This window comes from Synechococcus sp. OH20 (assembly GCF_047502685.1).
GTDB lineage: Bacteria > Cyanobacteriota > Cyanobacteriia > Thermostichales > Thermostichaceae > Thermostichus.
Window position 1 is genome coordinate 1 of record NZ_JANSIQ010000053.1, and the last position, 25,268, is coordinate 25,268.

At 57.0% G+C, this 25,268-nt stretch carries 26 protein-coding genes and 1 pseudogene; 16 read left to right on the forward strand and 11 right to left on the reverse strand.

Going from position 1 to position 25,268, the window contains the following annotated elements; genetic code table 11:
• Nucleotides 1-150 precede the first annotated feature (150 nt).
• Nucleotides 151-1,074 carry a fructosamine kinase family protein gene (locus NW826_RS11175; protein ID WP_414510163.1) on the reverse strand — a complete coding sequence of 308 codons (924 nt, stop codon included), beginning with the start codon at nucleotides 1,072-1,074 and terminating at the stop codon, nucleotides 151-153.
• 221 nt (nucleotides 1,075-1,295) lie between these two features.
• Here NW826_RS11175 and NW826_RS11180 point away from each other — a divergent pair, with 221 nt between their 5' ends.
• Nucleotides 1,296-2,006, forward strand: coding sequence for a hypothetical protein (locus NW826_RS11180; protein ID WP_414510164.1), 711 nt, complete (start codon nucleotides 1,296-1,298; stop codon nucleotides 2,004-2,006).
• A 173-nt stretch (nucleotides 2,007-2,179) separates the two neighbouring features.
• Nucleotides 2,180-2,929, forward strand: coding sequence for a YebC/PmpR family DNA-binding transcriptional regulator (locus tag NW826_RS11185; protein ID WP_414336113.1), 750 nt, complete (start codon nucleotides 2,180-2,182; stop codon nucleotides 2,927-2,929).
• 351 nt (nucleotides 2,930-3,280) lie between these two features.
• Here NW826_RS11185 and NW826_RS11190 read toward each other — a convergent pair whose 3' ends face one another.
• Nucleotides 3,281-3,607 carry a YbjQ family protein gene (locus tag NW826_RS11190; protein ID WP_414368823.1) on the reverse strand — a complete coding sequence of 109 codons (327 nt, stop codon included), beginning with the start codon at nucleotides 3,605-3,607 and terminating at the stop codon, nucleotides 3,281-3,283.
• Between the two features lie 187 nt (nucleotides 3,608-3,794).
• Between NW826_RS11190 and rbsK the strand changes: the two genes are divergently transcribed.
• Both rbsK and NW826_RS11200 read left to right on the forward strand, forming a co-directional pair.
• The gene (gene rbsK, locus NW826_RS11195) at nucleotides 3,795-4,712 is read left to right on the forward strand and encodes a ribokinase (RefSeq protein WP_414510165.1); all 918 of its coding nucleotides are present in this window, start codon (nucleotides 3,795-3,797) and stop codon (nucleotides 4,710-4,712) included.
• Between the two features lie 133 nt (nucleotides 4,713-4,845).
• Nucleotides 4,846-5,589 carry a response regulator gene (locus NW826_RS11200; protein WP_414336014.1) on the forward strand — a complete coding sequence of 248 codons (744 nt, stop codon included), beginning with the start codon at nucleotides 4,846-4,848 and terminating at the stop codon, nucleotides 5,587-5,589.
• Here NW826_RS11200 and NW826_RS11205 read toward each other — a convergent pair.
• The 3 genes from NW826_RS11205 to NW826_RS11215 all read right to left on the reverse strand — a co-directional run bounded on the left by NW826_RS11205 (nucleotide 5,586) and on the right by NW826_RS11215 (nucleotide 8,330).
• Nucleotides 5,586-6,116, reverse strand: a complete 531-nt coding sequence (locus NW826_RS11205; protein ID WP_414336012.1) for a hypothetical protein — start codon at nucleotides 6,114-6,116, stop codon at nucleotides 5,586-5,588. The two genes, NW826_RS11200 and NW826_RS11205, sit on opposite strands and share 4 nt — an antisense overlap.
• Nucleotides 6,117-6,290: 174 nt before the next feature.
• Nucleotides 6,291-7,244 carry a 16S rRNA (cytosine(1402)-N(4))-methyltransferase RsmH gene (gene rsmH, locus NW826_RS11210; protein ID WP_414336010.1) on the reverse strand — a complete coding sequence of 318 codons (954 nt, stop codon included), beginning with the start codon at nucleotides 7,242-7,244 and terminating at the stop codon, nucleotides 6,291-6,293.
• 513 nt (nucleotides 7,245-7,757) lie between these two features.
• Complete coding sequence (locus NW826_RS11215) at nucleotides 7,758-8,330, reverse strand: pseudouridine synthase (protein WP_414335608.1); 573 nt, start codon at nucleotides 8,328-8,330, stop codon at nucleotides 7,758-7,760.
• Between the two features lie 126 nt (nucleotides 8,331-8,456).
• Here NW826_RS11215 and NW826_RS11220 point away from each other — a divergent pair, with 126 nt between their 5' ends.
• The 4 genes from NW826_RS11220 (at nucleotide 8,457) to NW826_RS11235 (ending at nucleotide 12,415) form a co-directional block, all read left to right on the forward strand.
• Complete coding sequence (locus NW826_RS11220) at nucleotides 8,457-8,786, forward strand: hypothetical protein (protein WP_414510166.1); 330 nt, start codon at nucleotides 8,457-8,459, stop codon at nucleotides 8,784-8,786.
• Nucleotides 8,787-8,855: 69 nt separating this feature from the next.
• Entirely contained in the window at nucleotides 8,856-9,719 is an 864-nt protein-coding gene (nadC, locus tag NW826_RS11225) for a carboxylating nicotinate-nucleotide diphosphorylase (protein WP_414368824.1), read from the forward strand.
• A gap of 198 nt (nucleotides 9,720-9,917) precedes the next feature.
• A complete protein-coding gene (gene nadA, locus NW826_RS11230) occupies nucleotides 9,918-10,874 on the forward strand; it encodes a quinolinate synthase NadA (protein WP_414348821.1) in 957 nt (318 codons plus the stop codon).
• A gap of 2 nt (nucleotides 10,875-10,876) precedes the next feature.
• Entirely contained in the window at nucleotides 10,877-12,415 is a 1,539-nt protein-coding gene (locus NW826_RS11235) for an L-aspartate oxidase (protein WP_414510167.1), read from the forward strand.
• 204 nt (nucleotides 12,416-12,619) lie between these two features.
• Here the strand turns inward: NW826_RS11235 and NW826_RS11240 are convergent, their stop codons facing one another.
• The 4 genes and pseudogenes from NW826_RS11240 to NW826_RS11255 all read right to left on the reverse strand — a co-directional run.
• Nucleotides 12,620-13,273: a Rho termination factor gene (locus NW826_RS11240; RefSeq protein WP_414510168.1), complete on the reverse strand. Its 654-nt coding sequence runs from the start codon at nucleotides 13,271-13,273 to the stop codon at nucleotides 12,620-12,622.
• The gene (locus tag NW826_RS11245) at nucleotides 13,266-14,606 is read right to left on the reverse strand and encodes an AAA family ATPase (RefSeq protein WP_414510169.1); all 1,341 of its coding nucleotides are present in this window, start codon (nucleotides 14,604-14,606) and stop codon (nucleotides 13,266-13,268) included. Before NW826_RS11245 ends, NW826_RS11240 begins: the two co-directional genes overlap by 8 nt.
• A 26-nt stretch (nucleotides 14,607-14,632) precedes the next feature.
• Nucleotides 14,633-16,840 (reverse strand): phosphoketolase, encoded by a 2,208-nt coding sequence (locus NW826_RS11250; RefSeq protein ID WP_414510170.1) that lies wholly within the window; start codon nucleotides 16,838-16,840, stop codon nucleotides 14,633-14,635.
• Nucleotides 16,841-16,919: 79 nt separating this feature from the next.
• A pseudogene (locus NW826_RS11255) lies at nucleotides 16,920-17,198 on the reverse strand (hypothetical protein); the annotation flags it as partial.
• Nucleotides 17,199-17,849: 651 nt separating this feature from the next.
• On the opposite strand from NW826_RS11255, the gene NW826_RS11260 reads away from it, so the two are divergent.
• Genes NW826_RS11260 through NW826_RS11290 form a run of 7 tightly spaced genes read left to right on the forward strand, consistent with a single transcriptional unit; the run spans nucleotide 17,850 to nucleotide 24,378 of the window.
• Nucleotides 17,850-19,928, forward strand: a complete 2,079-nt coding sequence (locus tag NW826_RS11260) for a molybdopterin oxidoreductase family protein (RefSeq protein WP_414510171.1) — start codon at nucleotides 17,850-17,852, stop codon at nucleotides 19,926-19,928.
• 26 nt (nucleotides 19,929-19,954) lie between these two features.
• Complete coding sequence (locus NW826_RS11265; RefSeq protein ID WP_414335726.1) at nucleotides 19,955-20,422, forward strand: nitrate reductase associated protein; 468 nt, start codon at nucleotides 19,955-19,957, stop codon at nucleotides 20,420-20,422.
• A 55-nt stretch (nucleotides 20,423-20,477) separates the two neighbouring features.
• The gene (locus NW826_RS11270; protein WP_414510172.1) at nucleotides 20,478-21,641 is read left to right on the forward strand and encodes a molybdopterin molybdotransferase MoeA; all 1,164 of its coding nucleotides are present in this window, start codon (nucleotides 20,478-20,480) and stop codon (nucleotides 21,639-21,641) included.
• Between the two features lies 1 nt (nucleotide 21,642).
• Nucleotides 21,643-22,581, forward strand: a complete 939-nt coding sequence (moaA, locus tag NW826_RS11275; protein ID WP_414372613.1) for a GTP 3',8-cyclase MoaA — start codon at nucleotides 21,643-21,645, stop codon at nucleotides 22,579-22,581.
• Between the two features lie 4 nt (nucleotides 22,582-22,585).
• Nucleotides 22,586-23,653 (forward strand): cyclic pyranopterin monophosphate synthase MoaC, encoded by a 1,068-nt coding sequence (gene moaC / locus NW826_RS11280; RefSeq protein ID WP_414335717.1) that lies wholly within the window; start codon nucleotides 22,586-22,588, stop codon nucleotides 23,651-23,653.
• Nucleotides 23,654-23,661: 8 nt separating this feature from the next.
• On the forward strand, nucleotides 23,662-23,925 hold the full coding sequence (locus NW826_RS11285; protein ID WP_414510173.1) for a MoaD/ThiS family protein: 264 nt from the start codon (nucleotides 23,662-23,664) through the stop codon (nucleotides 23,923-23,925).
• Complete coding sequence (locus NW826_RS11290; RefSeq protein ID WP_414510174.1) at nucleotides 23,926-24,378, forward strand: molybdenum cofactor biosynthesis protein MoaE; 453 nt, start codon at nucleotides 23,926-23,928, stop codon at nucleotides 24,376-24,378.
• A gap of 188 nt (nucleotides 24,379-24,566) precedes the next feature.
• On the opposite strand, the gene NW826_RS11295 is transcribed toward NW826_RS11290, so the two are convergent.
• Nucleotides 24,567-24,794, reverse strand: coding sequence for a transposase (locus NW826_RS11295; protein ID WP_414335723.1), 228 nt, complete (start codon nucleotides 24,792-24,794; stop codon nucleotides 24,567-24,569).
• A 48-nt stretch (nucleotides 24,795-24,842) separates the two neighbouring features.
• Nucleotides 24,843-24,980, reverse strand: a complete 138-nt coding sequence (locus NW826_RS11300; protein ID WP_414335724.1) for a hypothetical protein — start codon at nucleotides 24,978-24,980, stop codon at nucleotides 24,843-24,845.
• A 167-nt stretch (nucleotides 24,981-25,147) separates the two neighbouring features.
• On the opposite strand from NW826_RS11300, the gene NW826_RS11305 reads away from it, so the two are divergent.
• On the forward strand, nucleotides 25,148-25,268 hold a 121-nt coding region (locus NW826_RS11305; protein ID WP_414510175.1), incomplete at its 3' end, for a helix-turn-helix domain-containing protein.

A 25,268-nucleotide genomic window follows, 5' to 3' on the forward strand; every position in this document is an offset into this window, starting at 1 on the left:
GGTGCTATCCATCCCCACCGTATAGACGGTGGGGAATTCCGCACCTTACGTTAAAGTTACACTTTTTCCGGAATCGAGTGCAATTGGATTACAAGTGCGAGGAAATAAATTCTATACCTACAAGCACCATACACCTGACTATAACTGACCCTATTCGAGAAAGTGCAGGCATTGCTGCAGGGCGCGCTGCACCGAGCCCAGGTAGCCCTCTCCGAACAAGTTGAGATGGTTGAGCCAGTGGTAGAGCTGGTAGAGAGGCTTGCGGTGGGGATACCCCTCGTTCAAGGGATAGGCCTGCTGATAAGCCTGATAGAACGCCGGCGGAAAACCGCCGAACAGCTCTGTCATCGCCAGATCTGTCTCCCGATCCCCGTAGTAGACGGCTGGGTCGAAGATCACGGGGGATCCATCGGCCAAGGCCCCGTAGTTGCCCCCCCACAGATCTCCATGTAGCAGAGCGGGTTCCGGCCTATAGTCCTGAAAAAACGCTTCCAGCTTCGCCATCACCCGTTCGGCTTGGGCCACCCACGAGCCGCGGTATCCCCGTTGGCAGGCCAGCTTGACTTGGTAGAGCAGCCGCTGTTCCCGATAAAAGTCCGGCCAGTTTGGCCGCCAACTGTTGATTTGCGGCGTGGAGCCGATGGTATTGTCGCGATCCCAGCCATAGCTCCCGTTGGGAGACAAGGTGCGATGCAACTGGGCCAACTGGGATCCCAAGAGACTGGCCGTGTGGGGACGGGGCGAGGTTAGCTCCAGGTACTCCAGCACCAAGTAGGCTTGGCTTCCTGCGGATCCCCAAACAATGGGTCGAGGCACCCGAATGGCGTGGGCAGCCGCCAGGGTTTGCAAGCCCGCCGCTTCTGCCGCAAACATCTCCAGCGCCCTCTCTCCCCCACGGGCCAATTTGACGAAGTAGTCTCTCGACCCTTCTGCAAGAGGGTTTTGGAGAGCGCAGGAAAACCGATAGGTGGCGTTGATGCTGCCCCCGCCCACAGGACGATACTGCAGGGGCTGGATGGGATCCCCTGTCGCTTGCGAAAGGTGCTGAGCAATGGCCTGCCAAAGCGTTTGCATCAACAGCAAAAGTTAGTTGTTGGGGGAAAACAGGTACTTATTCCCTATAGCTTGCCTCAGACTCTCCGCCACAGCACATCCGTTGCTGACCAGGACGCCGTTCGCCTGCTCTCATTTTGATCTTGAATTGATCTTGAAACTGATTTTTCTCCTTGCCTAGTGCCTGCTGGGCCAATGTCGGGTAGAGTTGGCGATAGCCATCCTGATGTCGGTTAACGCTTATGAATAGCCCGAACCCGGATCGCGATCCCGCCTTTTCACCCCACGCTCAGCAGGGCAGTCTGGGTTGGAGCCTTGGCTTGTTTTTCGGATCCCTGGCTTGGGCAGGATGGACAAGTCAACCGCCAACTTGGGCTCAACCGGTCGAGCAGCAACCGCAAGAGGAAGTCTTTGTGCTGGAGCGCAACATCGATCCTGGGGCGCAAATCCGGGTGCGTAACGAGCTGGTCAAGATTTGTGGCGACTATCGCTGCGAAGGCTATCGCTTTGCGGTGCGGGTGCCGATTGGCCCTGAAGATACTCTGGAAACTCTGCTGGGGCGGCTGGATGCTGAGATGCGGCGGGAGGTGGATCGGGTGTTTCAAACTCGGCCCGATCTCAATCGGGTCATCGTCGATGGCTATGTCTTTTCGGGAACTCCCGCTTTTGTTGGCCGAGAAGTGCTGTTGCAAACGATGTTTGTTCCCCGTCACCGTTGGCAAGTGGGTCGCTTGGGGCCAGAGCAAGACGCGATTTTCTACGCCGAGCTGCTGCCCCAGGTGACGCCTTTTCTCACTCCATCCCCAACCCCCACGCCCGCACCTGGGCCTGTACCCGGAGAGGCTGTGCCCCCTCTGCCCCCAGCTCCTGTGGCAACGCCTACCCCTGAAGAAACCCCAGCCGCTCCACCGCCGCCGGGGGGTGTGATCGAACGGCAGCCCATTCGGCCTTGAGGGGGTTGCTCGCTTTAAATGCCCTCTGGGTCGAGAGGGATCCCACCATTTTTGCCCTCAGTCTGTTGCCGTTGGAGCTGGGGTGGGGTTGAGTCCTGGGTCGCCGTGATCTAGGCTTCAAAATTAGGAGGGATCCCCTCGGTTGATGGCTTGACTGGATCGGTGTCGGCGGCATGGCAGGACACAGCAAATGGGCCAACATTAAACGGCAAAAGGCCCGTGTAGATGCCAAAAAGGGCAGCCTATTTACCAAACTTTCGCGGGCCATTATCGTGGCGGCTCGCAGCGGCTTGCCAGATCCGGATGGGAATTTTCAGTTGCGGGCGGCGGTGGAGAAAGCCAAAGCGGCGGGGATGCCCAGCGAGAACATCGAACGGGCCATCGCCAAGGGAGCCGGCAACTGGAGCGATGACAGCCCCCTGGAAGAAGTTCGCTACGAGGGCTATGGCCCCGGCGGGGTAGCGGTGTTGATCGAGGCGATGACCGACAACCGCAACCGCACGGCTGCCGAGGTGCGAGAAGCTTTCAACAAAACCGGCGGCAGCTTGGGAGAAGCCGGCTGTGTGAGCTGGATGTTCCGACAGCGAGGGGTGATCAGCCTGGAGAACGTGGCGGATCCCGAAGCCCTGTTGCTGGCGGTGGCAGAAGCAGGGGGCGATGACCTCAAGGTGGAGGGAACCAGCGCAGAAGTATACTGCGACTACTCCTTGCTCGAGCAGGTGGCCACGTATCTGAAAAAAGAGGGCTGCCAAGTGCAAGATGCCGCCATCCGCTGGATCCCATCCAATGAGGTTCAGGTGGGGGATCCCGACACCGCCAAGCTGGTGCTCACCTTGATGGAACGTCTGGATAGCCTGGACGATGTGCAAAATGTCTACGCCAATTTCGAGATCGACGAGGCGGTGATGGAAAGCCTAGCCTGAGGACACCCTTCTATTGAAGCGACAGGAAACTCTCATCAGAGCTGCATTGCCGGCCACACCTACAAACAAAACGTTTCTCTAAGTCGTTATTGCTACACAACGCTCTAACTCCCCTCTCCCTGAGGGAGAGGGGCTGGGGGTGAGGGCAACATCGCTATTGGGTAACTGACCTTGTGCTAAATGGACTACAAATTGATCCCTCACCCTGCCCTCTCCCAGAGGGAGAGGGTTCTGAGTCTTCTCCCCCTCGCCCCTTGGGAGAGGGGCTGGGGGTGAGGGTCATCCCTCAGAGAGAGGGGCTGGCGGCAAAGTGTCTTAAATCTTATTTGAAACGACCATACCCCCAGAACTTCAGCGGAGCTTAATGGCAGTGCCGGTGGCGGTGATGAGCAGCAGCACGCCGGTTTGATCGATGTTGATGGTGTCGGTGTTGATGGCGATGCCGATGACGCCATCTGCCCCCAGGCGTTTGGCTCGCCGCTCCAGCTCTTCTATGGCTTCTTTTTGGCCTTGCTCGAAGACGCGCTCGTAGGCTCCCGTGCGCCCGCCAATAATATCGCGGATGCCGGCAAAGAAATCTCGCAAGGCATTGCTGCCGTAGACCACCTCGGCGGTGACGATGCCCAGGTAGCGCTCGATCTCCACACCTTGCAGCACATCTGTGGTTGTCAGCAACATCAGCCTGCCCCCTTGGTCAACGCCTACCAGGATAGTCGGGATCGTCAACCTTCAGATCCCTCCCGATGGCCTTTGCCACGTGGTGGGGTATTGTTAACGGGATCCCCGGCCAAACCGGCGGCTGATACAATAGCTGCCCAAGAGTCAAAGACTTCTGCTTTGCCGACAGGATTCTCCCCCAAACCCGATGGCAGGCCCAATCCGAGTGGTGGGTAGTTTGAACATGGATTTGGTGGTGCAGGTGCCCCGCCATCCCGGCCCTGGCGAAACGGTGCTGGGATCCGACTACGCCACCTACCCTGGCGGCAAGGGGGCCAATCAGGCGGTGGCAGCGGCACGAGCAGGAGCCCAAGTGGAGATGTGGGGGGCGGTGGGATCGGATGGGTTTGGCCGCCTGCTGAGAGAGAACCTGGAGCAAAACGGCGTCGATACCCGTCACCTGAGGCAGTTGGAAGGGCCCAGCGGCGTGGCTCTCATCACCGTGGATGCAAGCGGGCAAAACCGGATCGTGGTCAGCCCTGGCGCCAATGGTCGCTATTTGCCAGCGCATTTGCCTCCCTTTACCCCGGTGTCTCTGCTTCTGCTGCAACTGGAAATTCCTCTGCCCACCGTGCAGGCTGCAGCAGAACAAGCCTTTGCCCAGGGGATCCCCATTTTGCTCAATCCTGCGCCCATCGCACCCTTGCCGGGATCCCTGTTGCGCCAGGTTCGCTACCTGGTGCTCAACGAAATCGAAGCCGCCGACCTTGCCCAGTCTCCTGTGGAAACGCCGGAACAAGCTCAAAAGGTGGCTCAAGAATTGCAGAAGCAGGGGATCCCAACCGTCATCCTCACCTTGGGAGGGGCAGGGTTCGTTTGGGCCGATGGGGAAGAAAGGGGCCATTGGCCGGCCCATCCCGTAGAGGTGGTGGATACCACTGCTGCCGGAGATGGTTTTTGTGGGGCGTTGGCCGCTTGTCTGGCTGCCGGGGGATCCCTGAGGGAAGCCTTGCGCTTTGCCAATGCCGCCGCTGCTTTGGCCGTAACCCGCGCGGGAGCCCAACCCAGCTTGCCCCGGCGCCCTGAAATCGAGGCGTTTTTGGCCTCTGCCCCAGAAACAGCCTAGACCAGCGCTAGCACCCGACCACAGCCGGTAACAGGATCCCTTGGGTACTGCTCAAGAGAACCTTGTCTTCCCGCGTAGGTGTGGGTTAGGAGATGAACAGACAGAAAACATCCGGTAGCCCTGACAAAGACCTGTGAGTACCCTCCTTGCTGAAGATGACGTTCTTTACCGTCAGCATGTACACAGCCTACTGACGCAACATTTGCCTGAATTTGGCCCGGTGTACACAGCCTCGAACGGCAGAGAGGCGCTGGATCTCTACCGTCAGCACCACCCCAGCTTTGTGTTGATGGATATTCGCATGCCCGAGATGACCGGGATCGAGGTGGCCCGCCAGGTGTGGTCAGAGTGCCCCAGCACACGCATCATTTTTTGGTCGCATTTTGCCGATGAAGTCTATGTGCGGGAGCTGCACAAGATTGTGCCCCCGCAAACCGTCTATGGTTACCTTTTGAAAAATTGCACCGATGAAAAATTGGTCAGCGCCATCCAAGCGGTGGTGCAGGACGAGCAATGCGTGATCGATCGGGAAGTGCGCGGGGTCGATTCCCGTTCACAAAACAAAATTACGGGTCTCAGCGATGCGGAGTATGAGGTGTTGGTGGACATTGCCCTCGGCCTCACCGACCAGGCCATTGCCGCACGGCGCTTTTTGTCCCGCCGAGGGGTCACCAACCGCCTGCGCAACCTCTACGACAAGTTAGAAGTGAGCAACGACCAAATCGAGAGCGACGAGTGGGGAACCACCTTCAGCCTGCGGGCCCGCGCCATCCGCCTTGCTTTTAAACGGGGGTTGATCAACGCCCAACTGCTGGATGAGGAGGAAGTGCATTTGGATCACTGGCTCAGCCGCTATCGATTGGATCCGTTGGACTAGTACCCAACCGGATAAAAGGGCGGGGCTTTTTCGGTCGGGCTAGCGGCGCGGAGCGCGGCCTGGTGGCCTGGATGGGGTTCAACTGGGCCAGGGGAGGCGAAAGGCACCTCGATCATCCGCTCCGGCACCAGCGGCACCATGTCGGAGCGGTCGGCAACTTCCCGCAGAGCATTGGCGATGGATTCTTGAGCCAGCAGAAACTGCCGTTCGTTGCGCTGCATCTGCTGCCACACCTGGTAACGCTGGCTCCATTGGCTTTGGGTATGCACAGTCCAACTGTAGAGGCCCAGCACCGCCAACCCCGAGACAATGGCCATGCCTGTGGAGATCTGTTGCCACCTGACCAGATGTTTTTTCCAGACGGGATCCCGACTGTGGGGATGAGCCGATTTTAAGGGCTGGGGGCGACTGACTTTGCTGGCGTGGGCAACCGTCCTTGGGTGGCGGCGGGCAGGCAAGGTCGCGGTTTTGCTCTGCAGTGGAAAAGGGCGGCGGCCACGGCCTGTGTTCAAAGGCTGGCTGATCATAGAGTTCAAACCTCACACACACCAAGTGCCAACGTCACAACGCTAGCAATGGGTCGCTGCCGTTCGCGCCAGCGGGACGGAGTCCTTTTCCGACCCACTCTATCCGATCTGCAGCAGCTTTCCACGATGAGACGCAGGGTGCTAAATCAAACCTCCAGGCGAGGTGGAGGGCAATCACGGCGCCGCTCGGCGGGCAGCCACTCGCAGTTTGGCAGAACGGGCACGCGGATTGCGTTGCTGTTCCAGCTCGGAAGGGCACACGGGTTTGGGAGTGAGCACCTGCCAGCGGGGATCTGTGCGAAAGGCCCATTTCACCAGGCGATCTTCCAGGCTGTGGAAGCTGATCACGGCCAACCTGCCGCCGGGTTTTAACCAAGTGGGAGCCTGAGCCAGCAAGGTTTCCAAAGCCTCGAGTTCTCGGTTTACGGCAATGCGCAACGCCTGAAAGATCCGGGTGGCCGGGTGGATACGGCCTCGCCGCGCTGCCGGGGGTACCGCCTGGCAAACCACCTGGGCCAGTTGGGTGGTGGTGAAAAGGGGGCGCGACTGTTCGATGCGGTGGGCGATGCGGCGGGCAAATCGCTCTTCGCCATAGCGGGTGAAAATGTCGATCAAGTCTTCCACCGGGCGATGATTGACCCAATCGGCAGCGGTTTCCAGATCAGCACCGGGATCCATGCGCATATCCAGCGGCCCCTCCCGGCGAAAGCTAAATCCTCGCTCAGGAGAGTCCAGTTGTGGCGAACTCACCCCCAGGTCGGCCACGATGCCATCGAAGGGGATCCCCTGCCCTTGCTCATCCCGAAAGCCGTGCTGCTGCAGATCGAAATCGGCAAAGTTGAGGTGCCAGAGTCGGAGGCAACTGTCGGGGATCCCTGCTGCGGCCAAACGCGCCTGGGCCGCCCGCAGAGCTGCCGGATCCCGATCCAGCCCCACCACTCGCTCTGCTCCTCTTTGTAGCAGCACCAAGCTGTGTCCACCCCCTCCCACCGTCACGTCCAAAAAGGTGCCGCCCTGCCGTTCGCGGGACGAACTCCTTGGTTGCAGATAGGCCACCACCTCTTCAGTCAGAACGGACTCATGGTGGTAGAGAGGGATCTCCCCAAGCAGAGTTTTCGGCAAGTCCATAAGCGCAGCAGAGGGGTGGCTTCGATGCTAGCCGGGTCTTTTCCCCAGCCAAATGGATCCGTCTGTTCAGTAGGTCGGCTGAGTTTCGCCTCTATTGGTTTGTAGAGTAGAGACTGTGCTTTTATCAAGCTTTCATGATCTCAAATTATAGTCATTTCAAATAGCAACGAAACGTTTCTCTACATTGCTACGCGCCGCTCTAACTCCCCTCTCCCTCTGGGAGAGGGGCCGGGGGTGAGGGCAACATCGCTATTGGGTAACTGACCTTGTGCTAAATGGACTACAAATTGATCCCTCGTTGATCCCTCACCCTGCCCTCTCCCAGAGGGAGAGGGTTCTGAGTCTTCTCCCCCTCGCCCCTTGGGAGAGAGGGTCGGGAGAGGAGTTGGATTGGCGGCGAAGTGTCTTAATCCGGTTGGAAATGACCATACATCCAAAACCAAGAAAAGCCTGGAGTTTTAGACCCAACTTTTTGATAAAGACAACTTGATAAAAACAACAACTGCTTGGTGATTAGAAACAGTATTGCTGTAACTGAGCCAGTTCTGCCTCGCTGAGATCCTGCCACTGGCCGGGAGCAAGCCCCGTCAGAGAGAGCGGCCCCAGTCCAACGCGAACCAGCCGCAAAGTTGGGATCCCAACAGCGGCAGTCATGCGGCGCACCTGTCGATTGCGACCCTCCCGCAGCGTCAGTTCCAGCCAGGTGGTGGGGATGGAGCGGCGAAAGCGAATGGGGGGATCCCGTGGCGGCAGGTTGGGTTCCTCGGCCAAGACTTTAACCTGGGCCGGGCGCGTTTTTCGCCCTTGGATGATCAGCCCCTGTTGCAACTGTTGTAGGGCCTGGGGGGTGGGGATCCCTTCCACCTGAACCCAGTAGGTGCGCTCGTGGCCGAACTTGGGATCGATCAAGCGGGCATTGAGGATGCCATCATCGGTCAGCAGGAGCAGCCCTTCGCTGTCGCGATCCAATCGACCCACCGGATAGACCCTGGGCACCGGGATAAAAGACTTGAGCGTAGGCCGCCCCTCTTGGTCGGTAAATTGGGTGAGCACACCGTAGGGCTTGTAGAACTTGAGATAACGCATGAGGCACACAACTCATGAATTCCATCTTTCCGGATCTTTCAGATTGGCAGAGCAGCTTCAACGGTAAGATCGAGCCTTAAGGAGCAATGTTCCTCCACCGGCAGCAGCGTTTGACGGAGCTCACCCATGACCATAGACAACAATTTACTTTGGGTTTTAGTCGGAACGGCGGGGCTCTCTCTCCTCAGTCTGGTGTACGTGCTGGTGGACGAGGGCAACAAACGCAGGCGCTACGAACAGCAAAAAGAAAAAGAAGCTGCCCAGCCACCTGCGGTTGCTCCTGAAGAAGAAGCCGCGATCCCGACTGCGCCCTCCCCTTCTGCCCCAGAGCCTGTTGCCGCCCAGCTTCCTCTTAAGGAGCAAGAAACCGCTCCCAGCCTTGAGGACTCTGCCCTCGCCCAAGAGCCGGATACGGCGCCCAGCCCGGCAGAGGAAACGCGGCAAAACACCCCCTAGGGCAAAAGTTGTATCAGATCCTGGCAAAGCCGTCTCATACAACCAGCTCTACCCCCACCAGCTAAAACAATGGACAAAGTTGACTTGCCTGAGGAGATCCTTCGCGCTTGGCTGCGGGAAGATCTGGGTCACGGCGATCTCACCACAGAGCTGACCCTGCCCCCAGGACTGAAGGGCGAGGCGGTGATTTTGGCCAAGGAGCCGGGGATCCTGGCGGGCCTGGAGATTGCCCAAAAAGTCTTCCGGCTGGCAGATCCCCAGGTAGAGTTCACCCCTTGGGTGGAAGAGGGGGCCGCAGTAGCTGCTGGCCAAGAGGTAGCTCATCTCAAGGGATCCCTGCGGGGGATTCTGGCGGGGGAGAGGCTGGCGCTCAACCTTCTCCAAAGGCTGTCCGGCATTGCCACGCTCACCCGCTCCTATGTAGAAGCTCTCCGAGGAACCTCAACCCAGCTTCTGGACACCCGTAAGACCACCCCTGGCCTACGCGCCCTGGAGAAGTATGCAGTACGAGTAGGGGGCGGCAAAAACCACCGCTTTGGCCTCTTCGACGGCATCTTGATCAAAGAGAACCACATCATTGCTACGCAACTCTGTTGCGACCGCGGCGCGGGGGGGGTTTTGACAGCCGTCAAACGGGCCAAGGAAGGCGCTCCCCACCACCTCAAGGTGGAGGTCGAGGTGCGGGATCTCCAAGAACTGGAAGAGGCGTTGGCGGCAGGCGCCGATCTCATCCTCCTGGATAACTTCACCCTGGAAGCAACTCGGGCCGCCGTCCAACGGGTGGGCGGCAAGGTTCCTCTGGAGGCCAGCGGCAACATGAACCTGGAACGGGCCCGGCAAGTTGCCGAGGCAGGCGTGAACTACGTCAGCGTCGGGGCGCTCACCCACTCCGCCAAGGCCTTGGATCTCTCTTTGCTGGTGGTGCCGCCCTGAGACACGCTCTCGCGGGGCACTGCTTTTGATGCTAGCTTGAGAAGACAACCTGGGCTCGGCTCCGTCCTGCTGTTACGAAAGGCTTCTCTTGCCGGCTCAGATGCTTCTCCAAAGCGGAGTTGACCACCTGCGGGAGCTATGCTCTGCCCAAAAAGTGCTCCGCTCCAGCTCACAGAGGAACAAAACCGTTAGGAAGTAATGGAAGGAGAAACCCTGTTGCGAGGCAACGCTGCTGCGACCGTCCGGGAAATTGCTCAGCTCAAACAGGAGAGACAGGCGGTTATTCTTGCTCATTCCTATCAGCTCCCCGAAGTGCAGGAGGTGGCGGACTTTGTGGGAGACTCTTTGGGACTGGCTCGCGAGGCGCAGAAGACCAACGCCCAGGTCATCGTCTTTGCCGGCGTCCACTTTATGGCTGAGACGGCGGCCATCCTCAACCCGGAAAAAACGGTGCTGCTGCCGGATCTGGAGGCGGGCTGCTCCTTGGCCGATAGCATCTGCCCCGAAGATGTGCTGCGCTGGAAAGAGGCCAACCCAGAAGGCCTGGTGGTGGCTTATGTCAACACTGCCGCCGCGATCAAGGCCCTGGCCGATGTCTGCGTAACCAGCGCCAACGCGGTTCAAGTGGTGGCCAGCCTGCCCCCGGATCGCCCCATCTTTTTTGTGCCAGATATGTTCCTGGGGGCCCACGTGGCGCAGGTGACAGGCAGGGAGTTGGATTTGTTTCCCGGCGAGTGCCACGTGCATGTCGGCATTCGGGAAGAGCACCTCAAGGCGATGGTGGAAGAGCATCCTGGGGCAGAGTTCCTCATTCACCCCGAATGCAGTTGTGGCTCCAGTTGTCTGTTTCTCAAACCCGATGCCAAGCTCCTTTCCACCGAGGGCATGGTGCGCCATGCCAAGAGTTCGCCCTGCCGGGAGTTCGTGGTCGCCACCGAGGTGGGCATTCTCCACCGCCTGAAGAAGGAAGCCCCCGACAAGACGTTCATCCCTGTGAAGGCGGATGCCGTCTGCGAGTACATGAAGAAGATCACCCTGGAGAAGATCCGCCGCTCCCTGCTGGAGATGCGCCCCGTGATCCGGGTGCCGGAGGCGGTGGCCGAGAAGGCCCGCAAGTCCATCTTGGCCATGCTGGCGATCCCTGCCGGGGCCTAGAGGTGAAGCGCAAGGACTACGTGCCGCCCTTGCAAGAGGGTCTGTCGGGAACTGCAGCGCTATCGCGATGGGAAACGGATCTGCTGATCCTGGGAGCCGGGGTGGCGGGAGTGTACGCAGCCCTGTGGGCGGAAGCTGAGGGAGCAAGAACCCTGGTGGTGAGCAAGGATCCCTTGCCCTCTGGCTCTACGCCTTGGGCGCAGGGGGGGGTGGCTTTTCCTCTGGACGCGACGGATGTGGCGGCCCATCTCCAGGACACCCTGCAGGCAGGCCGCGGCCTGGTGGAAGCAAAGGTGGCCCGCTCCATCTTGCAGGAAGCGCCCTTTCACCTGGAGAAACTTTTGTCTTGGGGACTGCCTTTCCATCCCGAGCCGGTGCGAGAAGGAGGCCACTCGCGGGCACGGGTGCGTCACCTGGGGGGGGATCGCAGCGGGCTGTGGCTGCTCAGAGGACTGTTGGGCCGTCTCAGCAGGCTGCCTTTGCAGGGCTACACGGCTCTCAGCCTTTTGCTGGCGGGAGACAGAGTGGCGGGAGCCCTGCTTCTCGGCCCTGAAGGGCCGGTACAGGTGAAGGCCGGGGCGGTTCTCCTGGCTACGGGAGGATTTGGCAGCCTCTTTCCCATCTCCACGGCTCCACCGGGGGCCAGCGGCGATGGAATGGTGCTGGCCTGGCGGGCCGGAGCCATCTTGAGGGATCTGGAGTTTGTGCAATTTCACCCTACGGCCTTGTCCAATGGGGCACTGGTGAGCGAGGCAGCCAGAGGGGTAGGAGCGGTTCTGCTCAACGCCTGGGGGGAGCGCTTTATGCCTCGCTATGCGGAGCTGGGCGAGCTGGCGCCGCGGGATGTGGTGGCCCAGGCTGTTTTCTGGGAGCGGCAGCGGACGGGGGCGGTCTACCTCGACCTGCGCAGCATTGAGCATTTGGAGGAACGCTTTCCCACCGTCGTCGCCTCTGCCCGCGCCTTGGGGCTGGATCCCACAACAGATCTTCTCCCGGTCGCTCCTGCGGCTCACTACGTGATGGGTGGGGTACGCACCGACGCTGGCGGCTTCACCGGCCTGCCGGGCCTCTATGCAGCGGGGGAGGTGGCTTCCACGGGCTTGCATGGGGCCAATCGCCTAGCTTCCAACAGCCTTTTGGAAGGGCTGGTCATGGGCAAGCGGGCCGCTCTGGCCGCCTTGCAAGATTTACAAGGCCCACCTCGGCAGCCCCAGGCACTACCTGTGCTCACTGCGCCACCCTCTCTTCTCCCCAAGCTCAAGCCGCAAGTGGGAGAAGCCCTGGGCGTGGTGCGGGAGGGCGAGCGGCTGCGAGCTTTTCTGGCTTTTGCAGAAGCCCTGCCCCTAGAGGAGAAGCCCTGGGCCAGCCGGGAAGAGGCGGAGGCCGGCAGTCTACTTTTGCTCGCTCGCCTGGTGGCACAGGGGGCGCTGCTGCGAGAGGAAAGCCGAGGGGCCCATTTCCGAGAAGATTTTCCCCAGGAAGGGGAACCTTTCCATACGGAAGTGAGTGGCTCAACCCTTTGTCGAGTACCTGCAGGTTGAGTGGTTTGTCTTTGCCAGGAGCGAGCTATCCGCATCCTAGCCGCAGAATTGAACCCTTTGCTGAATGAAGGCTGAATGAAGATGAAATGGGTTTGAGAGTTATAGTTATTTAATTCAATTCAAATAGCAATGAAAGGTTTTTTGTCGCGCCGTTGTTGCTACGCAACGCTGCCGCGAACGCGCCGGCGACGCGGAGCGCTATCCCTAGCCCCTCTCTCCCTCTGTCTTTTTCCGCGAGCGAGTTGAGCTTGTTTTCTTGGCACTGGCAGATGCTGTGGATTTTTTGGACGATTTCTGCTTACTGGGAGGCGGCGCTGTAGGAGTTAGAAAAAAAACTTCTTTTAGGGCATCTAATTTTTTGCCTCGCGTAATTCTGCATCCTAGCTTGGTTATGGGAGTTAGATCCTGCCACCAGCTCCTATCGGCCTCTGCAATTCGCGCGGCTGCAATGGTTACATCAACTCCCTTGAGGGGGGTGCCGGGCTGCTCGGCCAGGTATCTCAGCGCAGCCAAGATAGTTTCCCTAGAAGCCTCCGTCAAATTTACCTTCGGAACCATTTCTCTAGTGAGAACTTGGGCCTGCTCCACCTGCTCCGGGGCTGGGTCAACAATAATACACCACAGCCTCTCCAACCCGGCTTCTTGAGCAACTGCATAGACAAAATGGTTGCCAATGGCCTTGTACTGGTAGTCGCTAGCCTCAACCACCAGCAGCGGCACCCAATTGTGCCCTCCTGTTGCCCTTAACTGAGCAGCTGCTGCAGTAACCAGGAAAGAGGGAGCAGAAAACCCCTCGGCAGGCATGATGCTCTCAAGGGGTAAGTTAACCAGCTTGCCGAGATCGGAAAACTCACTCATCGATAAAGTACTCGCCGGCGAGACTTTGGTAGTATTCTAAAACTTTCTTGTACTTAAAGACAGCAGGGATTCGAGCAAAAGTGGCAGAAGATATCACTGTATAGTCGGGTATTTTAAAAATGCTTTTGTCTTCATTGCCCTTCTTAAAACGCGGCCAGAAATACGAAACTAAGCATACATTTTCTTCTTGGTTGATAAACTTTCGTATTTCTTCGTTCGCTAGTTGAATAGTGTGTTGACTTCCCGAAGAGACACCATTAAAAAAGATAGGCAAAGCGATGGGTCCTCCGTCATGTCGTGATTCAACAGTAGCCGGAATAAACTTGGTGATTACTCTAACAGCGTTACTCAAAGAAGACAGATCATCAGGTCGGGTAGGTATCAAAACAACATCAGCAGCAAAAAGTCCACTTTGGCTAAAGTAAAGCCATTGAGTTGGGCAGTCGATTAGGATGTAGTCATACTCATGACGAAGGGGGGCAAGCAGATCCCGAAGGCGCCTGGTTCCTTTCTGGATATAGGCTGCATTTTCGCTGTCGGTCAGTTTCTCCAGCTCAGAGTCTCTTGGGATGAGGTTGAAGACGGAAACTATTCCCTTAGGTGTCTTGAGCCTATATGTCTGAACAATCGTGTGGACGTCTATCCTGGGATCCTTTAAACACTGCGTTAGTGTAACTTTTCCAGGAGTAGCTCCCAAGCTTCTTGTCAAATCTCCTTGGGAGTCAAAGTCAACAGCTAGGACTTTTTTTCCTTTAGATACTAATGCTCCTGCAAGGTTAATAACCGTTGTTGTTTTTCCCACACCTCCTTTATTGTTGTACACACATATGGTCAAAGCGCGCTCGTAGTTTTCTAGCTTGTTTCGTAAATCACGCACGATGTTCTCAATGTTATCCAGGTTGATAGCAAGGTTTGCTGTAACAGGGTGAACAACCTTCCCGTGTCTCCTCCAGAGCTGGATGTAATTTGCATTGGCGATTATTCCCCACCTTGCTGATTTGCAATGCTCTCCAAGCAAGTACCTTTTTATTTGATCTACTGCATCTCTACAGGCAGCGGATCCCTCACTAAGATTGACTGTCCTGGACTTAACTTCCAAGAGAAGGTATGGGTTTTTCCTAGAGTTGAAGAAGATGTCTGTATGTTGTGTGTTTTTTCTAGCCGCAAAGTCTACTTCTCCGCACCCTGTTTCAAACTCAGGCCTAATCTCCAAGTCTCCAAAGCCTAGCTCATGGAGCAAGGGGATAGCGAAATGTTGGACAATGACTTGCTCCTTGCCCTCGGTGGGGGATATCCTCTCAAGCTTCTCTCGGAGGGGGATAGCACTGGTCATAGACTGAAGGGATCCCAATGTGCCCCTCAGTCTAGCAGTTGCTTTGCCCTCTCTGCGAGTGCCTGGGCCGTTAGGCCGTTGTAGTCCATGAGTTCGGCAGGAGTGGCGGTGGTTTCGCCGCGTTTCCAGGCAAAAAGATCGCGCGGGCCGGTGTAGCGCAACAACAGGGGCTCCAACATCAGGCTGGATCCGCCAGTCACGCCGATAAGGGCTTCGCCGGCAAACCAGGCGGCAAACTCCTGGTCAGACATGAACTCTCCATCGGGTTGGGCACAGGTGGACCAGGCTATATCGCTGGGGCGATAGAGACGGCGAGGGCTGACCACAGAGACAATTTTGCTGCCGATCCCCTGGGCCTGGAGCTGGTCAGCCGCCGCAAAGACTGGCAGGAGGATCATATCCCCCACCACAGCAAAGACCACAGTGCGGGATCCAGGCAGTTCCTGCAGCACAGTGCAGCCCTGCTCCACGGCTTGGCGCGCTTGTTCCAGGGTGGTGCGGATGGGCAGGGGGGTTTTGCTGGCAAAGATCGGGATCCCTTTGTTGAAGGTCGATAAGGCCCACTCGTAGGCGGCTTGGGCACAGTTGGCGTCGGGGGGAAAGAGGGGGAAGATGTTGCCGTTGCGCATCATGGCCGCTAGATAGGCCTCGATTTCCGGGCGTTGGTGGGTCCAGCCGTTGCGTCCCTGTTCCAATGCTCCAGCTGTGAAGAGGGCAATAGCGGCAGGGGTGGGGCGACGCAGCTCCGCCATCGCCTGGGTTACCGTCTGCCAGATGGGCAGTCCGTTGACGGCAAAGGATTCATAGGAGCACCAGAGGGAGCGCCCGCCAAAGAGCGCCAGGCCCCCTGTCAGGCCAGCGCAGGCATCTTCACTAAGGGGTTCGTAAACCTGGCCCTGGGGCTGTTGGTTGTAGAGGGGATCCGCCGTGGGGTGGATCACTTTGAGACCTTGGTTGACGTTGGCGATGCCGGAAGCCTCGTTACCATCGGCATTGGCCACCAGAAAGTCGGGATCTTTCTGCCCCACCTGCACCACCAGGGTGCCGATGGCCGTGGTGGAGACTTGCTTATCGCCGAGGGGGAACTCAGTTAAGTTGAGGGATCCCAGCGGCGGCAGAGGCCGGACAGACTCAGTGACCACCACCTTGGCTGCCGGCCCCCCAGCAGCCCGTTCACAGTTTTGGCGCACCAGGGCCCAAGCTGCCGGATGCAGGGCCCGCGCTTGCAGAGCGGCCACGATGTCGGGGTTATCCAAGGTGTGGTGGGCATAGAGGTTGTGGGATTTGGATCCCTTGGCGTGCACGCCCGCCCCTTTCAGTTGCTTGAGGATGAAAACCGTCAGGTGGCCGCTTAGAGCTGACTGAATGGCCCGCTCCATCTCGGTCAGTACCCTCTGGGCAAAAGCCAAGCGGGCTTTCAGAGAAAATTGGGTGCTATCGACGTAAGGGCCAGGCTGCTGGGCATCGTCGAAGTCTTTGGCATCCACCAGCACCACTTCCTCAAAGCCGTTGCCCCGCCAGTACTCTACCATCTGGGCGTTGGCGAGGGTGGAGATCATGCTGTGGTGCTCTTGGCTGTAGCCGTTCCAGACCAGCACCGGTAGGAAGTTGGTGCGCTGCGGGAAGGCGGTGTGAAAGTGGATCATGGAGCTCATCACGTAGGGCTCCCCCAGGCCCCCATCGCCGATGGTGACCGGGAAGAGGCGATCCGGGTAGAGCAGGGCGCCGGCCATGGCAAAGTGCTGCCCCTGCCCCAGTGGCCCTGCCGGCGCCAGCAAGCCGGGGATGTAGCCAGAAAGGTGGCCCAACAGCCCTTCCCGTTCCCGGAAGCGGGCCCGCAAGTCAGAGACCGTGTGGATGCCCATCTCGGCCAGGGATCCATCCAAGAACATGGCGGCGTAGAAGCCGGGGGCGTGGTGGCCCACTTCGGTGGGGATGTTCTTTTGGCCCAGGTACACCAAAGCGGCATAGGCTTCCGCCTGGCTGGCAAAGCCGCCTGGGTGGCCCGAGGCTTTGCTGGCGGTCATCTGCAGGGTGAGGTAGCGCAGCGCATCGGCATAGAGCAAGGTCTGGTAGGCGGCCATGCGACTGCCGGGATCCCGCAGCTTGCCTGTGGCAGCATCCACTGCAGGTTCCTGGCCCAGGCGATCGAATTCCGGCCAGGGATCCCCAAAGTATTGGATCCCTTCGCAAAAGGCGGGAACTTGGGCAGTTGCCTCCTGAGCCAGCGTCATGGTCAAGCCTCACTCTTTGTCGGGTTACTCCTCACTTTAAACCTGATAAGGCCTTTTGGATGTTGTAAACTACCCGCACTCATGCTGACGTATAGAGTACGGGCTTTTGGTAGCCCTGCAGTTGACAAGCCAACCACGGGCCTCTGGGCTGGTTTACGGCAGCCCCCAAAAGCGCAATCACAAAGGACTCCGTCCCGCTGACGCCAGTGGAGATGCAGTGGTTCACCCACGCTTGAAAGCGCCTCTCCCTGCCAGACAGGCGTTGCAGCAGCTCCCGGCACCTGCGCCGTGAACTGCGTGTGCCCTGACTGGCTTTGTGTTGAAGAGCAGCCCTCAACCGGGAGTGGTGGTCTCTTACAGGACGTTATGGTATTGAGTTCATTGAGGTAGACAAGGCGTACACTTCCCAGGCAAGTTTCTTGGATAGGGATGAGCTACCCAACTACGGTGAAAAACCCGACCGGTGGCAAGCGTCTGGGAAGTGGATAAAGCGGGGAGTGTGCCAAACAGCCAAAGGGTGGTTAGTGAACGCTGATGCTAACGCTGCGGCTAACCTACTGAGAAAAGTAAGCAGAACTTTGGGGCTTTGCCTCGAGGGACTGTCTAGGGGCGGTTTGACAACACCTTTACAAGTCCGTTTGTGGGCTACTTAAGAATCTCCCGACTTCAGTCGAGGGAGTGTCAACTAGCCGTGCTCGGCGGCGGATTAGGAGCGGCAAAGCTACTCCCTTCTGGAAAAGGGGAGTGTCCTGCGTCCATCTGAATGAGCATTTTAAGATGACATAACTGCATAATAGGTAACAAACGGTAGCACACATTACCAAAGATCTGGAGGCGGCACCCCTATATTGGCCTGCGTTAAGGGCTTGAGCATGGACGCACCCTTCCCCGCTTGGCTGTCGGGATCCCTGAGGCGCCCAAGCTTTGCAGCCCAAGCAACAAATTCCTCGACTTTCTCCACCGTCGCTTTGCCCAGGAGGAGTAAACCAGCTTCAGATGAGAATCAGCAATGGATAACGTGCGTAGCCTCTGTCCCTACTGTGGGGTTGGTTGTGGCCTGGAAATTCTGGCTGGCGGCACAAGAATTCGCGGGGATCGGTCTCATCCCTCCAGTCAAGGCATGGTTTGTGTTAAGGGTGCCACTCTTCTCGAAACCCTTGATCACAACCGTGCCACCGTGCCTCTTTATCGCTCCAGCCTCCGCGATGATTTTCAGCCGATTAGCTGGGATCAAGCGCTGGATTTGATCGTGGAGCGCATTCGCCAGAGTCGCCCCGAGCGAATTGCGATCTATGGTTCAGGGCAGTTGCATACTGAAGATTATTACGTTGCTCAAAAGCTACTCAAGGGCTGCCTGGGCAGTAATAACTTTGACAGCAACTCGCGCCTTTGCATGTCCTCTGCCGTGGCGGGCTACTGCCAAAGCTTGGGTTCAGATGGCCCTCCCTGTAGCTACTCTGACCTCGATAGCTGCGAGCTTGCCTTTTTGATCGGCACCAACACCGCTGAGTGCCACCCAATTTTGTTCAATCGCCTGCGCAAGCGCCACAAGAGTGACCCGAGTTTGAAGGTGGTGGTTGTGGATCCCCGCCGTACCGAGACGGCTGAGGGTGCAGATCTGTATCTTGGGATTGCTCCAGGCAGCGACATTGATTTGCTCAATGGTATTGCCCACCTACTCATTCAATGGGGGGCCATCAACCACGACTTCATTGCCCAACACACCGAAGGCTTTGAGACCTATGCAGCTCTGGTGGCCGAGTACACTCCTGCGCGTGTGGCTAGTCGCTGCGGCATAGAAATTGAGGATGTAATTGCCGTCGCTCGACTCTGGCAGCACTCCCGGAAAATCCTTTCCATGTGGTCAATGGGGCTTAACCAGTCCAGCGAAGGTACTGCCAAGGTTACAAGTCTTATCAATCTCCATTTGCTCACTGGCCAAATAGGCTTTGCGGGGGCAGGGCCGTTCTCGCTGACGGGGCAGCCTAACGCCATGGGCGGCCGAGAGGCGGGTGGCTTGGCCCACCTCTTGCCCGGCTATCGCAAGGTTACGAACCCGGAAGATCGCGCTGCTGTGGAGCAGTATTGGCAGCTTGGCCCAATCAATCCTGAGCCTGGCCTCGATGCTCTCGGGATGATTCGCGCTCTGGAGGCTGACGCCCTGGATGTTTTCTGGATTGCTGCCACCAACCCGCTGGTGAGCTTGCCCGACCTGCACCGGGTAGCAGCAGCGCTCTCGCGATCGCCTTTCACGATTGTCCAAGATGCCTACTTTCCTACCGAAACCACTGCCTACGCGCATCTGGTGCTGCCTGCTGCTCAGTGGGGTGAAAAAACGGGCACCATGACCAACTCCGAGCGCCGCGTTACCCTCTGTCCGGCGTGGCGTCATCCCCCCGGTGAAGCACGGGCTGATTGGGAAATTTGGGCGGAAGTAGGCCGCCGTCTGGGCTTTGCCAAGGCGTTTAGCTTTGCCGATAGCGCAGCAGTTTTTGCCGAATATGTCGGTCTTACTGCTGGGCGTCCCTGTGATCTTTCTGGCCTCAGTCATGAGCTCCTGCACCAAGGCCCCCAACAGTGGCCTTATCCCCGTACTGGACCAATCGAGACCCGCAACCTCTATACCAATCACCACTTTCCAACGCCTACAGGTCGCGCTCGTTTCATCGCCAGTCATTCACACGGCCTTGCCGAACCACCGGATCCCGACTATCCCTATGTCCTCACTACAGGACGCCTCTATGGCCATTGGCACACCCAAACCCGTACTGGCCATGTAGCCAAAATTCGAGCAATGCACCCCCAGCCTTTTCTCGAGATTCACCCCCGTGATGCTGACAGGATAGGGCTCACCGATGGCGACTGGGTAAGGGTTGAATCACGGCGAGGCAAGGCTACCCTCCCGGTTAAAATAACTCGGGCGATCAGCCCCGGCACGGTATTTATGCCGATGCATTGGGGACCATTGTGGGGTGAAGATACCGCCTGCAATGCCCTCACTCACTCGGTTGCCTGCCCTAGCTCGAAGCAACCTGAACTTAAAGCCTGTGCCGTCAGACTTAGTCGCATCGAACCCCTGTCAATCTAAGCCCACTTTATGTCTTGGGTAACGCGATGATCTTTCAGTTCGAGCAAGACTTTGCCGATAGCCTCCGCTGCATCCCTATGGTTGTGCGCTTGAAGCTGGATCAGTGTGGCATCAAACTCAAACTACATCAGTGGCTGCGTTTTAGTCGTCAGCAGCGCCAAAGCTTGATTGACCGACCAACTGATACTGCTGCCGACCGTGCTGCCTACCGCGAGTACCTGATTCACCTTATTGAAAATGTCTGCCAAGAACAAGCTAGTGAACTGCCTGTTGATCCAAAACCGGCTTGGGAAGATGCCACCGCAATCCCTGCCAGCGTCCTTGAGCAAGCAGCAGCCAGGGGGGTTGTGCTGACCCTTGAGCTGTGGCAAAAGCTAACGCCCTTGCAGCGCTTTGCCCTCATTAAGCTTAGTTGCTCCAAGCACGAAAACCGTAACTTTGTACCTGCCTTTCAGGAATTCTCCTCACCCTGGAGCCAAGATAAGCGCTGCTAGGGTAGGTGCAGCTCATACTCGGACACTCCATTCGTTGGCCTTACTTTCAGCGCTTATGATCAGCGTCCAAGAAGCTGAAGCCGTTATCAAAGCCCAGTGGCTGCCACCTAGAACCGAGTCGATCCCAATCGCGAAGTGCGCAGGCCGGGTTCTTGCTGAGCCGATCTATGCCGATCGTGACTACCCGCCGATTAACCGCGTCATGGTGGACGGCATTGCCATTAACTACGCTGCCTATGCCGCTGGGCAGCGCCGCTTTAGGGTTGCGGGCATGGCTGCCGCTGGGGTAAGCGCTGCCACGCTGGCCGACCCGCAGCAGTGCTTCGAAGTGATGACCGGCTGTCCCCTGCCGCTGGGTAGCGATCTTGTCGTCCCCTACGAGCAGATTCATATCGAGCGGGGAGTCGCTACCATCACCTATGAAGTTGAGCGCAGCAGAGGTGATTTTATTCATCGACAAGGCAGCGACTGCATCGCAGGGGCACTCGTTCTCCACCCCGGCATTACCCTCAAGAGCGTTCATATCGGCATTCTAGCCTCCTTCGGCTACAGCCATGTCCAAGTCGAAGCAGCTCCCCGCGTCAAACTTGTAGCCACAGGTGATGAATTGGTCTCCATCGAGCGAACCCCCACACCCTATCAACTGCGATGCTCCAACGCTTACGCCCTCAGGGCTGCTCTCCTCGCCTACGGTTACACCGAGGTCGAGATTGACCACATCCCCGATGATTCGGCTAGCATTATCGCCCACTACCAAACTAACACCCAAAGCTATGACCTCTTGATTTACACCGGCGGTATCTCGAAGGGAAAACGCGACTACTTACCTCGAATTTGGCAACATTGTGGCGTTACTGGCTATATTCACGGTGTCGCCCAAAAACCGGGCAAGCCGATGTGGTTTGGCATTGATCATCAAGCTAACACCATTGTCTGGGGGCTACCAGGCAATCCTGTCTCAGCTCTTGTGTGTCTGCATCGCTATCTGCTGAACCGCACCGTTTATTCCGGCTATCTGGGTGAGACCATTACCTTTGAGCCTAATCTCACTTTTTTTGTACCTGCCAAGCTTGGTAGCAACCAAGCCCTCACACTAATCATGCCTCAGAGCTCTGGCGACTTTGTTGCTCTGGCAACCAGCGATGGCTTTGTAGAGCTCCCCCAAGATCAAGTGGTCTTTAAGGCTGGCGAAGTCTTTTTATTCTATCCCTGGTACTAGGATGCAACTAGTTGATCAATGGAACCGCCGCATTCGCAAGCTGAGGGTCTCCCTGACCGATCAATGCAACCTGCGCTGTCGCTACTGTATGCCCCTGTATCCTGAGTTCATGGACAAAAGCAGCTATCTAAGTCCGCAGCAATACAAAGACATTATCGGTGAGCTGCTGGACTATGGCATCGAGGAAGTTCGTATCACAGGTGGCGAACCTCTGGTTCGGCGCGAGTTTGCCGAAATCATGCAGGGGCTTGCTGAGCTGAAAATTCCCTCCCTCAGCCTCACGACCAATGGAGTGCTGTTGCACCTCTACTGGGATGTCCTTAAAGCTGCCAATGTTCATAATCTTAACATCAGTCTCGACAGCCTTCAGCCTGCTACTGAAGCCTGGATCACACACCGAGACTGCCTTGCCGATATTCTTCGTAATATCCGGGAGGGTATTGCTCAGGGGTTTAGCATCAAGCTCAACACAGTTCTGATGCGAGGCGTCAACGATCATGAGCTGTTTGATTTTGTTGAATTTGCTCGCGAGACAGGTGTGACAGTTCGCTTTTTGGAGCTGATGCGGATTGGCTATGCCAACCATATTTATGATGAGCGCTACATTTCAGCACAAGAGTGTATTGCTCGCCTAAAGGAACGCTATACCCTAACCCAGCTGCCGACGGTACCTGATTCTACAGCATTCTACTTCACAGTCGATGGGGCTGCCAAAATCGGATTTATTGCCTCCGAGTCGCAACCTTTCTGCAGCACCTGCTCGCGCTGGCGCTTGACCGCCGATGGACGTCTCTTTGCTTGCCTATTTACCGAAAACGGCTTGCCAATCCGTGATGCGACACCAGCACAACGCCGACAGATTTACCAACAGCTTTTAGGGATGAAGCCAATGCGCAGGGTCGAGCAGGTTTTACATCCGATGTACAGTTTAGGGGGCTAGATCTATGGGTGAGGCTGATCGTGTATGGGCGCATCTTGATGCTCAGGGCCAACCGCAGATGGTGGATGTCAGTAACAAATCTGCATCTTTGCGAGTAGCGACAGCTCAAGCAATAGTTCAATTGCCGCCTGCTTTGAGTACATATATTGTTGGTCAAGATATTTACCTCGAGAAAGGAGTGGTGTTTCAGACAGCAGTTATCGCGGGTACTATGGCTGTTAAAAAGACTGAGCAACTGATCCCCTTTTGTCACCAGATTCCCGTCGAGAGCTGCACCTTTGATATCAAAATTGATGATCGTTTGCTTGTAACTGTTCACTGCACCGTCAAAACTAGCGCCAAAACAGGCGTTGAAATGGAGGCCCTCTGTGGTGCTTCGGTAGCGGCGCTGACGATCTACGACATGTGCAAGTCGGTGTCACCCCACATCTGTATTCGAGAGACCCGCCTAGTGACCAAGTCCGGCGGCAAAAACGCCCTCCTGGAGCGTCCTCTCTACGGTCTGGTACTTACAGGGGGACAGAGCAAGCGCATGGGCCGGGATAAGGCTCTGCTGAACCACACTGGCAAACCGTATGCTGCCTATCTCTATGAATTGCTACAACCCTACTGCCAGCGAGTTTATCTATCAGCGCGTGCCGGTCAGTGGTTGAGCACGCCACTGGAGTTGCTGCCCACGCTGCCGGATCAAGTAGAAAGCGTTGGCCCAATCAGTGGTCTGCTGACTGCCCTGAACACCCATCCCGAAGCTAACTGGTTAGTTGTTGCTTGCGATCTCCTCAATCTACAAGCAAAGACAATCCAAAAGCTACTGGAGCACTATCAAGCTGAAACGGTTGCGACCTGTTATGCTAACCCCAAACTTGGCTTTCCAGAGGCTCTCTGTGCAATCTATACTCCTCAGGCTGCAGCAGTGCTGAGGGCTGCCTATGCAGCCGGGGTATACTGCCCTGTTAAAGTCCTCGGCGACCAACCCTGTACCCTAGTTACCCCTGACTGTGAGGCCGAACTGATGAACGTCAATACCCCAGAGGAGTATGCTGCCTTTGAACGTCTTTTAAGCCCAAGGTAATCGAAACTATGACAACTCAGTCTACCCTGACCAAAACTGTAACTATCCAGTATGTGGCGATGCTGAGGGAGCAGTCTCAACGAAGTAGAGAAGTGCTCCAAACCGATGCAGCAAGCTACCTGGAGTTGTATCAGCAGGTGAAGGCGAAGTATGGCTTCCCGCTGGCAGTGGAAGATATTAAAGTTGCTGTCAATCATGAATTTTGTGACCTAACTAGTCCGGTTGACGACTATGCCTTCGTAATTTTTATTCCGCCAGTCTGTGGAGGTTAGATGCTGCGGTTTTTGATTAGTGATACTGCTATCCAAACAACCGAGCTCAGCCGCTTACTTGCCGATAGCACAGCGGGTGCCCTCGTAACCTTCGAGGGTTGGGTACGCAATCACAACAGGGGAAGGACTGTTCTCAGCTTAGAGTACGAAGTTTATGAAATCCTCGCCGAGAAGGAGGGCGAAAGGATCCTCCGGGAGGCCTGCTCTAAGTTCAATCTCTGTGGCGCTATCGCCTGTCACCGTCAGGGCCATCTTGCGATTGGCGACATCGCAGTGTGGGTTGGTACTACCGCTGTCCATCGAGCTGCTGCCTTTGCTGGAACACGCTACATCATCAATGCCATCAAGCATCGGCTGCCAATCTGGAAAAAAGAGTACTATCGTGACGAGGAATCGCAGTGGGTTTTGTGCCAAAAAACACCCTCGCTATTCGAACAATCATTTGATGAATAATTTCTAGGCTTTCTAGGCTGGCGTTAGAGAGTGTCATTGTTTGAACCAGGAGCAGTGTGGGGATCCCTGGCATGGACTTGGCCAGGCGGTGGTTCTTCACCTGCAAATCCTCATACGCCACGACGTTGTTAGACAAAGTGCTCCGCAACGCCAGAGGCGAGCACTACGTACCGGCCCAGCTTCATGGCTCAGTCTCTACGCTGGCGCTGGACTTTCAGGTGTACCTTGCCCAACCTCTTTCTCCGTTTGTGGTAGGGGTTGGACTGCCGCTCAGCTCCCTTGACGAATGTCCTGCTCAACTTGCGTTGATGTCTTTTCAGCCGCTTCTCATTCCGACGCAAAAACTTAGGACAATCTACCGTGTTCCCCTTCTGGTCGGAGTAGAAGTGGTGCAGCCCCAGGTCGAGACCCACCATCTGGCCGGTGTACTCGCCCTGTGCCCAGCGCTCTCTGTCGAGGCAGAACTAGGCGTAGTACCTGTCCGCTCTGCGCACCACCCGCACCCGGTTGATCTTGGAGCCGAGGATAAGCTGTCTGGCTTTGCCGTTGCAGTACAAGGCAAAGGTACCTGCCTGGTTGCCGCCGGTGAAGGCGATGGCCATCCCGTCAGGTGAAAGTTTCTACCCCGACTGCTTGTACTCAACGGATACGAATGGCCTCATTCAGAGCTTGGTACTGCCCTGGTGTTCCGTTGAGTAGCTTGGCTTCTCTCACTACAGCCTGTTAATTTAAAATGGGGTACAGATTTCAAGAGGAAGGAGAGAAAGGGATGCCAACCCATTCTTTGGATCTACGGCAAAGGGTCGTGGCAGCTTATCTGGCAGGTAAGACCTCTATCCGCCAGGTAGCCGAACGGTTCATGGTGACCAAAAGAACAGTACACCGCTGGG

What these genes read in the sequence shown, in the direction of transcription:
- rsmH (WP_414336010.1), bottom strand. Translation starts at nt 7,244, where the DNA reads ATGGACTTGCCGAAAACTCTGCTTGGGGAGATCCCTCTCTACCACCAT.
- NW826_RS11220 (WP_414510166.1), top strand. Translation starts at nt 8,457, where the DNA reads ATGACCATAGACAACAATTTACTTTGGGTTTTAGTCGGAACGGCGGGG.
- moaA (WP_414372613.1), top strand. Translation starts at nt 21,643, where the DNA reads ATGCAACTAGTTGATCAATGGAACCGCCGCATTCGCAAGCTGAGGGTC.
- NW826_RS11215 (WP_414335608.1), bottom strand. Translation starts at nt 8,330, where the DNA reads ATGCGTTATCTCAAGTTCTACAAGCCCTACGGTGTGCTCACCCAATTT.
- NW826_RS11290 (WP_414510174.1), top strand. Translation starts at nt 23,926, where the DNA reads ATGCTGCGGTTTTTGATTAGTGATACTGCTATCCAAACAACCGAGCTC.
- NW826_RS11175 (WP_414510163.1), bottom strand. Translation starts at nt 1,074, where the DNA reads ATGCAAACGCTTTGGCAGGCCATTGCTCAGCACCTTTCGCAAGCGACA.
- NW826_RS11295 (WP_414335723.1), bottom strand. Translation starts at nt 24,794, where the DNA reads ATGGTGGGTCTCGACCTGGGGCTGCACCACTTCTACTCCGACCAGAAG.
- NW826_RS11180 (WP_414510164.1), top strand. Translation starts at nt 1,296, where the DNA reads ATGAATAGCCCGAACCCGGATCGCGATCCCGCCTTTTCACCCCACGCT.
- rbsK (WP_414510165.1), top strand. Translation starts at nt 3,795, where the DNA reads ATGGCAGGCCCAATCCGAGTGGTGGGTAGTTTGAACATGGATTTGGTG.
- nadA (WP_414348821.1), top strand. Translation starts at nt 9,918, where the DNA reads ATGGAAGGAGAAACCCTGTTGCGAGGCAACGCTGCTGCGACCGTCCGG.
- NW826_RS11250 (WP_414510170.1), bottom strand. Translation starts at nt 16,840, where the DNA reads ATGACGCTGGCTCAGGAGGCAACTGCCCAAGTTCCCGCCTTTTGCGAA.
- NW826_RS11240 (WP_414510168.1), bottom strand. Translation starts at nt 13,273, where the DNA reads ATGAGTGAGTTTTCCGATCTCGGCAAGCTGGTTAACTTACCCCTTGAG.
- NW826_RS11265 (WP_414335726.1), top strand. Translation starts at nt 19,955, where the DNA reads ATGATCTTTCAGTTCGAGCAAGACTTTGCCGATAGCCTCCGCTGCATC.
- NW826_RS11245 (WP_414510169.1), bottom strand. Translation starts at nt 14,606, where the DNA reads ATGACCAGTGCTATCCCCCTCCGAGAGAAGCTTGAGAGGATATCCCCC.
- NW826_RS11260 (WP_414510171.1), top strand. Translation starts at nt 17,850, where the DNA reads ATGGATAACGTGCGTAGCCTCTGTCCCTACTGTGGGGTTGGTTGTGGC.
- NW826_RS11270 (WP_414510172.1), top strand. Translation starts at nt 20,478, where the DNA reads ATGATCAGCGTCCAAGAAGCTGAAGCCGTTATCAAAGCCCAGTGGCTG.
- NW826_RS11300 (WP_414335724.1), bottom strand. Translation starts at nt 24,980, where the DNA reads ATGGCCATCGCCTTCACCGGCGGCAACCAGGCAGGTACCTTTGCCTTG.
- moaC (WP_414335717.1), top strand. Translation starts at nt 22,586, where the DNA reads ATGGGTGAGGCTGATCGTGTATGGGCGCATCTTGATGCTCAGGGCCAA.
- NW826_RS11205 (WP_414336012.1), bottom strand. Translation starts at nt 6,116, where the DNA reads ATGATCAGCCAGCCTTTGAACACAGGCCGTGGCCGCCGCCCTTTTCCA.
- NW826_RS11285 (WP_414510173.1), top strand. Translation starts at nt 23,662, where the DNA reads ATGACAACTCAGTCTACCCTGACCAAAACTGTAACTATCCAGTATGTG.
- NW826_RS11185 (WP_414336113.1), top strand. Translation starts at nt 2,180, where the DNA reads ATGGCAGGACACAGCAAATGGGCCAACATTAAACGGCAAAAGGCCCGT.
- NW826_RS11190 (WP_414368823.1), bottom strand. Translation starts at nt 3,607, where the DNA reads ATGTTGCTGACAACCACAGATGTGCTGCAAGGTGTGGAGATCGAGCGC.
- nadC (WP_414368824.1), top strand. Translation starts at nt 8,856, where the DNA reads ATGGACAAAGTTGACTTGCCTGAGGAGATCCTTCGCGCTTGGCTGCGG.